This is a genomic window from Halopseudomonas oceani (assembly GCF_002903165.1).
In the GTDB taxonomy this organism is placed as follows: domain Bacteria; phylum Pseudomonadota; class Gammaproteobacteria; order Pseudomonadales; family Pseudomonadaceae; genus Halopseudomonas; species Halopseudomonas oceani.
In genome coordinates this window covers 83,813-96,178 of sequence record NZ_PPSK01000010.1, presented here as the reverse complement: position 1 = coordinate 96,178, position 12,366 = coordinate 83,813, and the positions used below count along the sequence as shown (strand labels likewise).

Genomic DNA, 12,366 nt, shown 5'->3' with positions numbered 1-12,366 from the left:
AGCAGATACGGGAGCTACAGGCCATTTTCGATCACCGATTACAGAAATTACCTTTTTTGAAAATCCAACCCTGTCCCATCCCCTGCTCCGCTACCTCATGAATGCCGCCAGATCCCCCTACGGCGCGGAATTCCGAAGAATCCAAGCCCCCACCATAGCCTGCGCGCCGGCGCTGCTCTTGGGCCGCTTGAGCGCGCTGCAGGGGTGCAGAAAATGCCACACGTTTAGCCCGCAGGTGAGGTGGGGAGAAGACCGCGCGCCAGCGGTGGTGGGCGTGGGGGTGGCGCTGGGCCCTGGCGCGTGCTGTGGTTTTGGGTGCAGGCATGAAAAAGCCGCCTCGGGGGCGGCTTTGGGTGATGCGCTGGTGGGTCAGCTGAGGCGTGCCGTGGGTGGGGCCTGGTCGTTGTCGAAGGTGATGACCTCTTCGCCCAGCCACTCATTGAGCGCAGTAAACCGCGCCTGCAGGGGCAGCAGCTCGTTGGCGGTCCAGATGTCTGACGCGTCCTTGGGTGAACCAAAGCCGCCGGCGTTCACCGGGACAATCCCCAGTAGCTGCGGCGGCACCCGCAGTGCCGCCAGCTGGTCATCTCTGCTGACGTTTTTGATTGAGCCGAAATCATCCTTCGCTGCCACCTCGCTGATCGGGATCACCTGCAGGCCGTCCTTCTTGCCACCTGGTGCGTACACCAGCAGGTTGCGGAAGTTGCCCGGGCCTTTGCTTTGCTTCATGGCATCGCTGATGGCTGCAATGTCCTTCTCATCGTGCACCGTGTCGTTGATATACAGCACAAAGCCGGCGTGCGATCCGTTCTGGTAATACTTGCGGCGGAACAGCGTGGCGGACTCATTCAGCAGCGCGCTATGCAGCGCCGCGTACCACTCGGGCACGCCATAAATCTCCTGGTTAATGTCGGCATCACGCAGCTGAAAAACGGCGCCCTTCTTGAAAGCGTGCTCATCCTGCCAGCCGCGGACGTAGTAGTAGGTGTCGAGGTCCTCCCCGCGCCGGGTGTACTTGGAAAGCGCCGGCAGCAGCTGCATGGGTTCGCGCAGCCGATTCTCTTTGCGCTCCAGGTACCCGTTACCGCTCCATAGGAAATCAAGCGCGAACTGTTCGAAGTGCTGACGGGTCAGCAGCGGGTGCGGCACAAACGAACGGCTCAGCATGTTGCGCTTGAACATCAGCCCGGATTGCAGGAATACCGACGCCCTGGTCGCCTTGGCCAGCCCGGCCAAGGACAGCGGCGGTTCATACCAGCGCCCATTCATCCAGCATTCAAGGTGGTCGAGCAGCTCACGGCTATCGAGCACCGGCATAGGGTCGCCAAAGGTGAACGCCTGGATGCCATCCTTCGGGCCGGTTTCGGGTGTCTCGTTGCTCATCCAATAATCTCCATGCGCGCTGTATTGGCGCCGGTGCGCCCTTCCAGCGGTTCGTTGTGTAGTGCGTGGAAAAGCGCCCACGCTAGATCCGCGTGGCCGGTCTCATCTGTGCGGCCGGCGACAAAGGTCATCTGCCGCCCGCTGGGGGTCATCGTCTTGCGGATCGCCATGAGGCTGGCGGCCAGATCGGTCCAGCCGGCATCAAACTGCAGGCGCGCGTTGCGGATCACGTCCATGGCTTTCATCACCAGGCGCACCTTGACCTCGGGCGAATAGCTGAACGTGGTCAGCCCTGGAAAGAACTGGCGCACCAGCTGGGCAACGCCGGTGCCCATGCCCGTGGTATCAAGCCCGATATAGGTCACCCGGTAGCGCTGCGTCACCTTGCGGATGAACTCGGCCTGGGCCTGAAAATCCATACCTTTGAACTGGTGTCTCTCCAGCACCCGGAAGTGCCCGCCCGCAACCAGCGGCGGCATAACCACAGTCAACCCCGCGCTGTCGCCGCTCTCCGATGGGTCGTACCCTACCCAGACGGGCCGCTCACCCACTGGCCGTGGCGCAAACGGCTTATAGTCGTCCCACACTTCCCAGGTATCGACCATGCAGGGCTGCAGCAGCTTGAGCGGGAATATCGAGTCGCCGTCATCGATGAACAGACACATCAGCAGGTTGGCAAAAGCGTCGGCGTCGTATTCCTCGCGCAGCTCTTCGAGGTCGAACAGGTCACACCCACGCGCCTCAGCATCCAGAATCGTGACGATCTGCCGCCACACGCGGTCTTCACACAGCCGCCCTTGCGCCAGGGCGTCGTGGCTCACATCGATGCGCACCCGCTTGTCAGCCGGCAGGCGCTTGTTACGCTGCTCACCGGTCCAGATCGGGTAGGCCTCATGGGCCATGGTGGATGGTGTGCTGAAATAGGTTTTGCGCCACTTCTTGTGCAGCGCCATACCCGACGCCACCTTGTTGATCTGCTGGAAGCCGTGCACCCAGAAGAACTCATCGAAGTAGAAGTTGCCGCTGCGCCCCTGAGCCGTCCGGTAGTTGGTACCCAGAAAGTGCAGCTCCGCCCCGTTCCACAGGACGATGGGGTCACCTGTCAGCTTGACGCCCACCACGTCATTGAGAAACGCCTGCATGTAGGTTTTGAACTGGTGCGCCTGGGCCCTGCTGGCTGACAGGAAAATCTGGTTGCGGCCGGTGGTGATGGCATCGATCAGCGCTTCCCGTGCGAAATAGTACGTAGCACCGATCTGCCGAGACTTGAGAATCATCCGGGTGCGCATATTGCCCGCGCGGTACCAGTCCAGCTGGTAATCGAAGCACCCTTCGCGGAAGGCATCGACCAGCTGCTCGATCTGCTCTTCGCTCAGCTCGTTGCGCGTTGGCGCCTTCTTCGGCCCCGCGTTGCGCGCTGCGATGTTCGGGTTTAGATCGGTCTCGGTACCGCCGCCCTGATAACGCTGGATCCGCGCCTGGCGCTCAAGCTGGCGGTGCAGCAGGTCTATCTCTTTGAAGTCACCGCCGGTCTTCGGGTCTTTCAGAATCAGCTGGACTAAACGGGCTTCCAATGCACCGCCCACCCGCTCTACAGTATCGGCGCGGTCCCAGGCGTCGCGGTCCTTCCAGCTGTGGATGGTCTTGGCGTTTTCGTTCAGGTAGTCGGCGATATCGCACACGCGCCAGCCCGTCCAGTACAGGAAGCGAGCGTGCCGGCGGTTGTCGATCTGGGGCGGTGCGATAGCGTTCATGCAGCAGATGCTGACGCCCGCGCGCGTACTGCGCTCACCCGCCACGGTGTAGCGTCCCCCGCCCCACCTGTGCTGCGTTGCTGGCAGCGCGCCCACTGCCGACCATGCCCTCAACACCTATCTGGTTTCAGGATTGAGGACGCAAGGCATGGCAACCAAATCTCGCTCGAAGTTCTTCCGCGTCGCCGTTGAAGGCGGTACCACCGACGGTCGCAAGATCGAGCGCCAGTGGCTCGAAGATGCCGCCGCCAACTACAACACCAACACCTACAGTGCGCGTGTCTGGATGGAGCACTTTCGCAGCATCACCGCAGACGGCCCCTTCCGCGCCTACGGCGACGTGGTAGCCCTCAAGACTGAAGAGGTCGAGGTTGCCGGTCAGAAGCGCCTGGCGCTGTTCGCGCAGATCGAGCCCACCGACGAGCTGATCGCCATCAACAAAAAGCGCCAGAAGCTGTTCACCAGCATCGAGATCAACCCGCGCTTCTCCGATACCGGCAAGGCGTATATGGAAGGCCTGGCAGTCACCGACAGCCCCGCCAGCCTGGGTACCGAAATGCTGACCTTTTCCGCTCAGAACCCTGACGTTAACCCGCTGGCCGGCCGCAAGCAGCACAAGGACAACCTGTTTACCGAGGCGCTGGAAGTCGAGCTCGACTTCGAAGACGTCACCCCCGCCGAGCCGAGCAAAGCCGAAGGCATCTTCGCCCGTGTGCGAGAAGCTCTCGGCAAGCAAAAGGACAAAGAGGGCAAGGACGCCACCCTTTTCAACGAGCTGGGGCAAAGCGTCGAAGAGATCGCCCAGCACTTGGCGAACCAGGACAAACAGGTAACCCAGCTCAAGGCTGAGCTGGATACGTTGCGCACCGACTTCAAGAGTGCATCCGAGCAACTCAAGAAGCTCGAAAACGAACCCGATCAGGACTACACCCAGCGCCCGCCGGCGACTGGTGGAGAGGGCCAGATCCTGGCCACTTACTGAGCCTGACCTAACGCTGACATTGCCAGACCAACCCTGACGCACGGACGGAGCACCTCATGCGCAACCAAACCCGAATTGCCTTCAACGCCTACTGCGGCCAGATTGCCAAGCTCAACCGCGTGGCAGAGGCAGTGCAGAAGTTCAACGTAGAGCCCACCATCCAGCAATCGCTGGAAACCGGGATTCAGGAATCCACCGACATGCTCGGCCGGATCAACATCCTCGGCGTTACCGAGCAATCGGGCGAAGCGTTGCTGCTGGGTGTGAACGGCCCCATTGCCAGCCGCACCAACACCGCTGGCGGTACCCGCCGCAATCCCAAGGATCGCAGCGCCCTGACCAAAGACACCTACAACTGTAAGAAGACCGACTATGACTCGGCCTTCCCCTACCAGTTGCTGGATCAATGGGCCAAGTTCAAAGACTTCCAGGCACGACTGAGCAGCGCTATCGCCAAGCGCCAAGGGCTGGACCGCATCATGGTCGGCTTCAACGGCACCAGCGCAGCGGTCACCACCGACATCGACGCCAACCCGCTGGGGCAGGACATCAACATCGGCTGGCTGGAGAAAATCCGCCTTGGCGCGCCGGACCGCGTGATGGATGAAGTGGTCGACGCATCCGGCGAAGTCACCATCGGCGCCACCGGTGACTACAAGTCGCTGGATGCTCTGGTGTACGACGCAGTGCAGATGCTCGACCCGTGGCACCGCAACCATCCAGACCTTGTAGTCATGGTTTCGCGCAACCTGCTGCACGGCAAGCTGCTGAAAGCCGTTGAGCGTGGTGCCGAGTCCAACGAAGAAGAGCTGGCCGCTGACGAGATCGTCAGCAAGGCCCGCCTGGGTGGTCTGCGCCCGTATGACGCCCCCTACTTCCCGGATAACACCGTGCTGGTCACCACCCTGAGCAACCTGTCGATCTACTGGCAGGAAGGTGGCCGCCGCCGGCACATCAAAGATGAACCGGAATACGACCGCGTTGCGGACTATCAGTCCTCCAACGACGCCTACGTCATCGAAGACTTCGGCCTGGTCGCTCTGGTCGAGAACATCACCGAGGTATAACCATGCCGCTGTCACCCGCCCAACGGTCACAGCAACGCAAGCGCGCCGCACTCGCGGCCGCTGCGACTGGCCCGAACCAAACCATGGAAGGCGCCACCGCCTACGAGCTCCAACTCGCCCAGCTGCACCAGCACCGGCAGCAGCTCAAGCAGGTGCAGAGCCAAGAGCAGAAAGCCGAGCTCAAGCGCCGCATTCTGCCTGACTACGCCCCCTACATTGAGGGCGTAGTCAGCGCCGGCAAAGGTGCCCAGGACGAAGTGCTCACCACTGTCATGCTCTGGCACTTTGACGCCGGTGATTACGCCGCCGGCATGCGCATCGGTGAATACGTGCTCGAGCACAACCTCACCATGCCCGACCGCTTCAACCGTAGCGCCGCCTGCCTGATCGCAGAAGAGCCCGCAGAGCTGGCCCTGCGCGCCATCAAGGCTGGCCACAGCTTCCCGGTTGCGCCGCTGCTCGACGCCCTGCGCATTACCCAAGGGCACGACATGCCAGACCAGGCACGCGCCAAACTGCACCTAGCCATCGGCAGCGCACAGGCCCACGGCATCCAAGGCGACAAGCTCACCGAAGACCAGGCAGAGCTGCTGGAAAGCGCAAGCGAACACCTCACCCGCGCCATCGAACTGCACGACAAGTGCGGTGGCAAAAAAACACTGGAAGGCGTCACCCGTCTTCTGAAAAAACACGCCGGCAACAACGGCTAACAGAGCGTCTCCCCACGCACCGGCGGCTCGGGGCTGATCAGCGGTTTGTTCCTTTCCTGCTGTGACGCCCCGACCACCGCCGACTATAAGGGCAGCCCCATGAGCGGATTCATCGGCCAAGCGGCCACCCAGCCTTTCGTCCTCAGCAACGACCCTTTCTTCCCTGAGATCGACGCCACTGACCTGCGGGCCTCCGTGCGTCTGTCCGGCGACGTATCAGACAAGCGCCTCGAAACCGCAATCGTCGATGCCATGCTCACCACCAACCGCGAGCTCAAAGACAAGAAGGCTGAGTGGCTCGCCGCTGGCCACACCGCCCTGGCACAAGTTGACCCTGCAACCATCGCCAACCGCAACGCCCTTGAGCAGCTGTACACCCGTGCCGTGCAAGCTCTGGTGGCCGCGGAGCATGCCGAGCGCTATCGCGGCTACGACGCCACCGCCAGCGGTGTGCGAGAGGATGCAGAGCAGCTGCCCACCGCCGACGACTACCGCCGCGACTATCGCCACGCCCTGCGCGATCTGCTCGGCACCGGCCACGCCACCATCGAGCTCATCTGATGGCCACCGCCCGAGCCCAGCAAGGCGACACCCTGGACGCCATCGCATGGCGGCAGTTTGGCCGCACCGCCGGCGTGGTCGAGCAGCTGCTGCAACTCAACCCGGGCCTGGCCGACCAAGGCCCGATCATTGCCACCGGCACGCTCATTCAGCTGCCAGACCAACCCGCTACCAACCAAACCCAAACGCTCAACCTCTGGGACTGAAAGGACGCATCATGGCCGAGCCCACAACCAGCACCGTCGTTGCCACCGCCGTAGCCGGCGTTGGCCTGTCTGCCTTCATCCCCCAGCTGGACGGCAACGCCCTGTTTGGCGCCATCATCGGCGCCGCACTGATCGCCGTTAATCAACGCGACATGAAATACTGGCAGCGCCTGCTCGGCCTGCTGGTGTCCATCGGCGCCGGCTACGTCAGCGCCGCTGAAATCGTCACCCAAACCCCTATTACCCGCACTGCCCCCGCCGCATTTATCGGCGCCGTCCTCGTTGTGCCCGTGGCACTCAAGGCACTGGAAGTCATCGAGAAAACCGACTTTGCCAGCCTGGTGCCCGGCTGGCTCAAAAGGGGCAAGGGAGAATGACCATGCTCAGCACCCTGTTCGCCACCCTGGTAGCCGCCACCCACATCATCACCGCACTGCGCCTGGTGTGTTACCGCCGGCGCGGCGCGCGGATCCGCCGGGGTATCTCACTGCTGGCCGCGCTGCTGATCGGCACCCTGCTGTGCAACGCGGTGGAAATCATCATCTACCGCCAGCCGGTCACCCTCTGGCAGGGCTCGCTGGCCATCCTGTTGCTCATTCTGGTGTATCGCTCACGCGGCAACCTGGCCGCCCTGCTGAGGGCCACCCCATGACCGTACTCAAACACGGCAGCACCGGTAGCGCCGTCCTGCAGCTGCAGCACAAGCTCAATGCTGCCGGTGCAAAGCTGTTTCCTGATGGGCATTACGGCCCCCTGACTGAACAGGCCGTGCGGACATACCAGCTGCGCGCCGGCCTGGTCGCCGACGGCATTGCCGGCCCCAGCACATTGCGCGCCCTGGGCGGCGGTGACTGCTGCCGGCTGCTGCAAAACAACGCCGTACTGGCGGCCGCCACGCGGCTGGGTGCGGATGTTGCAGCCATCTACGCCGTGACAGAAGTAGAAAGCCTGGGTGAGGGGTTTCTCAGCAACGGCAAGCCCAAGATTCTGTTTGAGCGGCACGTCATGCACCAGCGGCTCAGCCTGCAGCGTCACGAAAGCGACGACGCCGCCGCCCTCAAGGCCCACGCCGATGAGCTGGCCACCCTATACCCCAACCTGGTCAACCCGCGTGCAGGCGGCTACGCCGGCGGTACCGCAGAACATCAGCGCCTGGCCCAGGCCTGCATGATCGATGCGCTGTGCGCGCCAGAGTCCGCCAGCTGGGGCACCTTCCAGATCATGGGCTACCACGCCGAGCGCCTTGGCTACGCCAGCATTGACGACTTCACCCAACGCATGGCCAAGGATGAAAACGAGCACTTTGAAGCCTTCATCCGCTTCATCGAGGCAGACCCGGCCCTGCACAAAGCACTCAAAGCCAAACGCTGGACCGAGTTCGCCCGCCGCTATAACGGCCCCGCCTACGCCCGCAACCTGTACGACGTGAAGCTGGCCCGCGCCTATCAGCGTTACCAGGAACAAACCGCAGAGGTGCCCGCATGACCGAAGCTCATTTGGACGCAATCCGCAAACTGAAGATCGAAGATGGCGATATCTTGGTGCTCCCCCAAGACGTAAGCCCGTCCGACATCAACCAATTCATGGACACCCTGCGAGAGCTAGCCACGCCGCCACAGCGTGTAATGGTGATTGTTGGGCCGCTCGACAAACTGTCCGAGGCGGACATGAACGCCGCCGGCTGGTACCGCAAATGACCACCCTGCGCCAAAGCCTCTACGGCCTCGCCCTGCTCGCGGCGCTGGCCGGCCTGCTGTACATGCAGCACCAGCGCGTGCAGATCGCCCAGGGCGCCACCAAGCTCGCAAACGAGCGCGCCCAGACGGCAGAGCAGCAGAGCACCGCCCGCCAGCAAACAATCACCGCTCTCAACAGCGCGCTGGCCAGCGAGCGCAGCGCCCAGCAACAGCTGCAGCAGGAGCACGCCGGCATCCGGCAGCAGCTGCGCACCAGCCAACAACAGATCGAGGCACTAACCCGTGAAAACGAAGAGCTACGCAAGTGGGCTAGCACTGAGCTGCCTGATACTGCTCGCCGCCTGCGCACCCGCCCCGCCATTACCGGCGCCGCAGACTATCGCGCTTGGCTGTCCCGCCGTAACGCCCTGCACCCTGTCACCAACCGAGCCCCAGACCAACGGCCACCTGCTGACTGACGTAGACGTAACAGAGGCCGATTGGGCCGAGTGCGCCGCCAAGGTCGATATGGTTTACCAGCACCAGGAGCAACAGCGTGTACAAGCCCAGCAGCCTCAAGCAACACCTGATCAGCAGCGTTAAAGAGCTGCAGCTCAGCCCAGACAAGGTGCTGGTGTTTATGGACGACGGCAACGTGGTGTGCTCCAGCGCCCCCGGCCTGTCGTTTGAGTACCGCTACACCCTCAAACTGATCATCACCGACTTTGCCGGCCAGCCTGACGGCGTGTTCATCCCCCTACTGGCCTGGGTGGGCGAACACCAGCGCGAGCTGCTGGACAACTATGAGCAGCGCCAGGACGCCATCGCGTTCAATGCCGAGGTGCTCGCCAATGACCTGGTAGACATCGAGATCAGCCTGCCGCTGACCGAGCGCGCCATCGTCAGGGCCGAGCCAGGCGGCGAACTCAGCGTTAGCCACCCGCCAGAGCCACAGCAGGAGCCCTTCCTGCCCGCCGGCACCTATCAGCTGCGCGACGCCAGCAACGAGCTGCTGGCCGAGTGGCAAAGCGGTGCCCCGGCACCGGGCTACGGCAGCACCGTAGATGACTGACAACCTGCAAGCCCTGGAAGATTGGGCCGGCGCCCTTCTCAACCGGCTGGAGCCCAAAGCCCGCCGCCAGCTCTGCCAAAGCATCGCCCGTGACCTGCGCCGCAGCCAGCAGCAACGCATCAGAGCGCAACGCAACCCCGACGGCACACCCTACGCCCCCCGCAAAAAGCAGCTGCGCAGCAAGTCCGGCCGCATCCGTCAGCGCAAGATGTTTACCCGCCTCAGCCAAGCCAAGCACCTCAAAGCCCACGCCACCGCCAACGGCCTCAGCACCGGCTTTGTTGGGCGCACCGCCTGGATTGCCCGCGTGCATCAACGCGGCCTGCGCGACACCGCAGCCAAAGGTGGCCCAGAGATCGACTACCCCCAGCGCGTGCTGCTCGGCCTAACCGCCGATGACCTGGACATGATTCGCACCCGCCTGCTCGACCACCTGACGTAACCACGTCACGCGCCCCCCGCTCAGACACCCGACCCGTGCGCCGCGCGCGCGGGTGGGCAATTCTGGCCCGCATGAACCCCATCGCCGAACTGCACCGCCGTCTCGATAACCTGCTGCGCCCGGGCACCATCTACGCCGTGGACGCATCGCAGGCCCGCTGCCGTGTCAAATCTGGCGAGCTGCTAACCGACTGGCTGCCGTACTTTGTGCACCGCGCCGGATCCCGCCGCGATGTCGAGCACCCAACAGCCGGCGAACAGTGCCTGGTACTCAGCCCGAGCGGCGTGATTGCCGCAGGCCTGGTACTGGTGGGCATCAACTCTGACCAGTTCACCGCCCCGCACAGCAACCCGGCCCTGCACAGCAGCCATTTCAGCGACGGCGCGGTCATCAGTTACAACCGCGAAACCCACACCCTGACCGCAACACTGCCCGCTGGCGGCAGCGCCGCCATCACTGCCCCGGCCGGGGTGCAGATCACTGGCGATGTCACCATCACCGGCACCGTCACCGTCAGCGAAGACGTGATCGCCAGCGGCAAAAGCCTAGTGCACCACGTTCACACCGGCGTGGAACGCGGCAACAGCCTAACGGACGCGCCCGCATGAACGGCATGAGCACCACCGGCAAGGCCATCAGCGGGCTGGAGCATCTGCGCCAATCCATCGCCGACATCATCACCACCCCCATCGGCACCCGCGTCATGCGCCGCGACTACGGCAGCCTGGTGCCGTCGCTGATCGACTCACCGCAAAACCCGGCCACCACCGTGCGGCTGTACAGCGCCATCACCAGCGCCCTGATGCGCTGGGAACCGCGCCTGCGCCTGAGCCGGTTGGCCATCACGCATACCGACGCCGGCGCCGCCGTGCTGGACCTGGAAGGCGAGAACACCGAAACCGGCAACGCAGTCAGTCTGCAAGTGCCGCTGCAACTGGGGGCCGCATGAGCGCGTTTACAGGGGTTGATCTGTCGCAGCTGCCGCCGCCAGACGTCATCGAGCAACTGGACTTTGAGACCATACTGGCCAACGTGCTTGCGGACCTGCAGGGGGTGTATCCAGAGTTCGACGCCCTGGTCGAGTCTGACCCGGCCTATAAAGTCGCCGAGGTGCTGGCCTATCGTGAGCTGCACCTGCGTCAACGCATTAATGAGTCTGCCCTCGCAACCATGCTGGCCTTTGCCGACGATGCCGACCTGGACCACATCGGCGCCCGCTACGATGTCGAGCGCCTGGTCGTAGACCCCGGTGACGCCGCCGCCATTCCGCCGGTGCCCGCCACCCATGAGCCAGACGACGATTTCCGCCGGCGCATCCAGCTCAGCTTTGAGGCGTTCACAACGGCAGGCTCAACCGGCAGTTACATCTATCACGCGCTGTCAGCCAGCGGGCAGGTGCGCGACGCTTCAGCCACCAGCCCCGCACCTACGCAGGTCACCGTCTATGTGCTGTCCCGCACTGCTGACGGTACTGCTGATGAGTTTCTGTTGGCAGACGTGCTGGCCGCGCTCAACGCAGAACAAGTGCGGCCCATGACAGACCTGGTCACTGTGCTGTCGGCTTCCATCGTTGAATACCAGATAGAGGCAGAGCTCACCCCCTACCCAGGCCCCGACGCCGGTCTGGTTGTGGCTGCTGCGCATGCCGCCCTGCAAACCTACGTGGATAGCGTTCACCGCCTGGGGTACGACGTGACCTTGTCCGGCGTGCTGGCCGCACTGCACAAGCCTGGCGCTCAGCGCGTGCGCCTGATCGGCGCCACGCCGGCGGCTGATGCCGAGGGCAGGCTGCTGGCCATCAGCGATGCCGAGGCCGCCTATTGCACTGCCATCAACATCACCCTGGCCGAGGTGCCTGATGTCTGATGCCTCGCTGCTACCGCCCAACGCCAGCGCCGCCGAGCGTGCGCTGGCAGCCAGTGCTGCGCGGCTGACCGCGCTGCCAGTGCCGCACCGCACCCTACACGACGCAGACACCGCCCCCGAGGCCCTGCTGCCGTGGCTGGCCTGGGAGTATTCGGTAGACGAGTGGGACACCAACTGGGCAGAAGACCAACGGCGCGGCGCTATTGCCGCTGCAATTGCCGTGCACCGGCACAAAGGAACCATTGGCGCGGTACGCGCTGGGCTGGCCGGCATCGGCATCAACGTGCGCGTGCAAGAGTGGTTCGCGCAGATCCCGCAGGGCGAACCCGGCACCTTCCATCTTCTGATCAACGCGAGCCAGTACCCGGTCACCCTGGAGAACCTGCACCGTGTCATCGCCGTGCTGGAGCAATCCAAAAACCTGCGCAGCCACATGACCCTAGCCCAGCTCAGCGCCACCACCGTGGCCACGCTGCGCAGTGCTGCTGTCAGCGTCAGCGGGCACGACGTCGGCGTCACCTACGCCGTGAGTAGTCTGGCGCTGCTCATGGAGGCGCAGGCCAACGGCCAAGCGCAGACGCAAAACGCTACCAACCGGCTGCACACCCTCATTCACACAACACTGCCCGCACCGGGCTACTGGTAAC

Annotated in this window: 18 protein-coding genes and 1 pseudogene; 17 read left to right on the top strand and 2 right to left on the bottom strand. The window is 63.6% G+C overall.

What is annotated here, in order from left to right; translation table 11 throughout:
- Window positions 1-369 precede the first annotated feature (369 nt).
- Both C1949_RS11750 and C1949_RS11745 read right to left on the bottom strand, forming a co-directional pair.
- Window positions 370-1,383 (bottom strand): phage portal protein, encoded by a 1,014-nt coding sequence (locus C1949_RS11750; protein WP_104738657.1) that lies wholly within the window; start codon window positions 1,381-1,383, stop codon window positions 370-372.
- Window positions 1,380-3,137, bottom strand: coding sequence for a terminase ATPase subunit family protein (locus tag C1949_RS11745; protein ID WP_104738656.1), 1,758 nt, complete (start codon window positions 3,135-3,137; stop codon window positions 1,380-1,382). The genes C1949_RS11750 and C1949_RS11745 overlap by 4 nt, the downstream gene beginning before the upstream one ends.
- A gap of 148 nt (window positions 3,138-3,285) precedes the next feature.
- Between C1949_RS11745 and C1949_RS11740 the strand changes: the two genes are divergently transcribed.
- From C1949_RS11740 to C1949_RS11665, 17 genes and pseudogenes are all read left to right on the top strand, one after another.
- On the top strand, window positions 3,286-4,119 hold the full coding sequence (locus C1949_RS11740; protein WP_104738655.1) for a GPO family capsid scaffolding protein: 834 nt from the start codon (window positions 3,286-3,288) through the stop codon (window positions 4,117-4,119).
- 56 nt (window positions 4,120-4,175) lie between these two features.
- Window positions 4,176-5,186, top strand: coding sequence for a phage major capsid protein, P2 family (locus C1949_RS11735; RefSeq protein ID WP_104738654.1), 1,011 nt, complete (start codon window positions 4,176-4,178; stop codon window positions 5,184-5,186).
- Window positions 5,187-5,188: 2 nt separating this feature from the next.
- Window positions 5,189-5,896 (top strand): phage terminase small subunit, encoded by a 708-nt coding sequence (gene gpM, locus C1949_RS11730; RefSeq protein ID WP_104738653.1) that lies wholly within the window; start codon window positions 5,189-5,191, stop codon window positions 5,894-5,896.
- Window positions 5,897-5,995: 99 nt separating this feature from the next.
- Complete coding sequence (locus C1949_RS11725; RefSeq protein ID WP_104738652.1) at window positions 5,996-6,457, top strand: head completion/stabilization protein; 462 nt, start codon at window positions 5,996-5,998, stop codon at window positions 6,455-6,457.
- Window positions 6,457-6,663, top strand: coding sequence for a tail protein X (locus tag C1949_RS11720; RefSeq protein WP_104738651.1), 207 nt, complete (start codon window positions 6,457-6,459; stop codon window positions 6,661-6,663). Before C1949_RS11725 ends, C1949_RS11720 begins: the two co-directional genes overlap by 1 nt.
- A gap of 11 nt (window positions 6,664-6,674) precedes the next feature.
- Window positions 6,675-7,040 (top strand): putative holin, encoded by a 366-nt coding sequence (locus tag C1949_RS11715; RefSeq protein WP_104738650.1) that lies wholly within the window; start codon window positions 6,675-6,677, stop codon window positions 7,038-7,040.
- A 2-nt stretch (window positions 7,041-7,042) separates the two neighbouring features.
- Entirely contained in the window at window positions 7,043-7,315 is a 273-nt protein-coding gene (locus tag C1949_RS11710; protein ID WP_104738649.1) for a phage holin family protein, read from the top strand.
- The gene (locus tag C1949_RS11705) at window positions 7,312-8,148 is read left to right on the top strand and encodes an N-acetylmuramidase domain-containing protein (protein WP_104738648.1); all 837 of its coding nucleotides are present in this window, start codon (window positions 7,312-7,314) and stop codon (window positions 8,146-8,148) included. Before C1949_RS11710 ends, C1949_RS11705 begins: the two co-directional genes overlap by 4 nt.
- Complete coding sequence (locus C1949_RS11700; RefSeq protein WP_104738647.1) at window positions 8,145-8,360, top strand: hypothetical protein; 216 nt, start codon at window positions 8,145-8,147, stop codon at window positions 8,358-8,360. The genes C1949_RS11705 and C1949_RS11700 overlap by 4 nt, the downstream gene beginning before the upstream one ends.
- The gene (lysB, locus tag C1949_RS11695) at window positions 8,357-8,818 is read left to right on the top strand and encodes an Rz-like lysis system protein LysB (protein WP_104738646.1); all 462 of its coding nucleotides are present in this window, start codon (window positions 8,357-8,359) and stop codon (window positions 8,816-8,818) included. The genes C1949_RS11700 and lysB overlap by 4 nt, the downstream gene beginning before the upstream one ends.
- Window positions 8,712-8,942: pseudogene (gene lysC / locus C1949_RS19670) on the top strand (Rz1-like lysis system protein LysC); the annotation flags it as partial. The gene lysB and the pseudogene lysC, both read left to right, overlap by 107 nt.
- Window positions 8,896-9,411, top strand: coding sequence for a phage tail protein (locus C1949_RS11690; protein WP_104738645.1), 516 nt, complete (start codon window positions 8,896-8,898; stop codon window positions 9,409-9,411). The pseudogene lysC and the gene C1949_RS11690, both read left to right, overlap by 47 nt.
- Window positions 9,404-9,853 carry a phage virion morphogenesis protein gene (locus tag C1949_RS11685; protein ID WP_104738644.1) on the top strand — a complete coding sequence of 150 codons (450 nt, stop codon included), beginning with the start codon at window positions 9,404-9,406 and terminating at the stop codon, window positions 9,851-9,853. Before C1949_RS11690 ends, C1949_RS11685 begins: the two co-directional genes overlap by 8 nt.
- A 71-nt stretch (window positions 9,854-9,924) precedes the next feature.
- Window positions 9,925-10,461 (top strand): phage baseplate assembly protein V, encoded by a 537-nt coding sequence (locus tag C1949_RS11680; RefSeq protein ID WP_188656541.1) that lies wholly within the window; start codon window positions 9,925-9,927, stop codon window positions 10,459-10,461.
- Window positions 10,458-10,802, top strand: a complete 345-nt coding sequence (locus C1949_RS11675; RefSeq protein WP_104738643.1) for a GPW/gp25 family protein — start codon at window positions 10,458-10,460, stop codon at window positions 10,800-10,802. Before C1949_RS11680 ends, C1949_RS11675 begins: the two co-directional genes overlap by 4 nt.
- Entirely contained in the window at window positions 10,799-11,719 is a 921-nt protein-coding gene (locus C1949_RS11670; protein WP_104738642.1) for a baseplate assembly protein, read from the top strand. The genes C1949_RS11675 and C1949_RS11670 overlap by 4 nt, the downstream gene beginning before the upstream one ends.
- Window positions 11,712-12,365 (top strand): phage tail protein I, encoded by a 654-nt coding sequence (locus C1949_RS11665; protein WP_104738641.1) that lies wholly within the window; start codon window positions 11,712-11,714, stop codon window positions 12,363-12,365. Before C1949_RS11670 ends, C1949_RS11665 begins: the two co-directional genes overlap by 8 nt.
- The last annotated feature ends 1 nt before the right edge of the window (window position 12,366 follow it).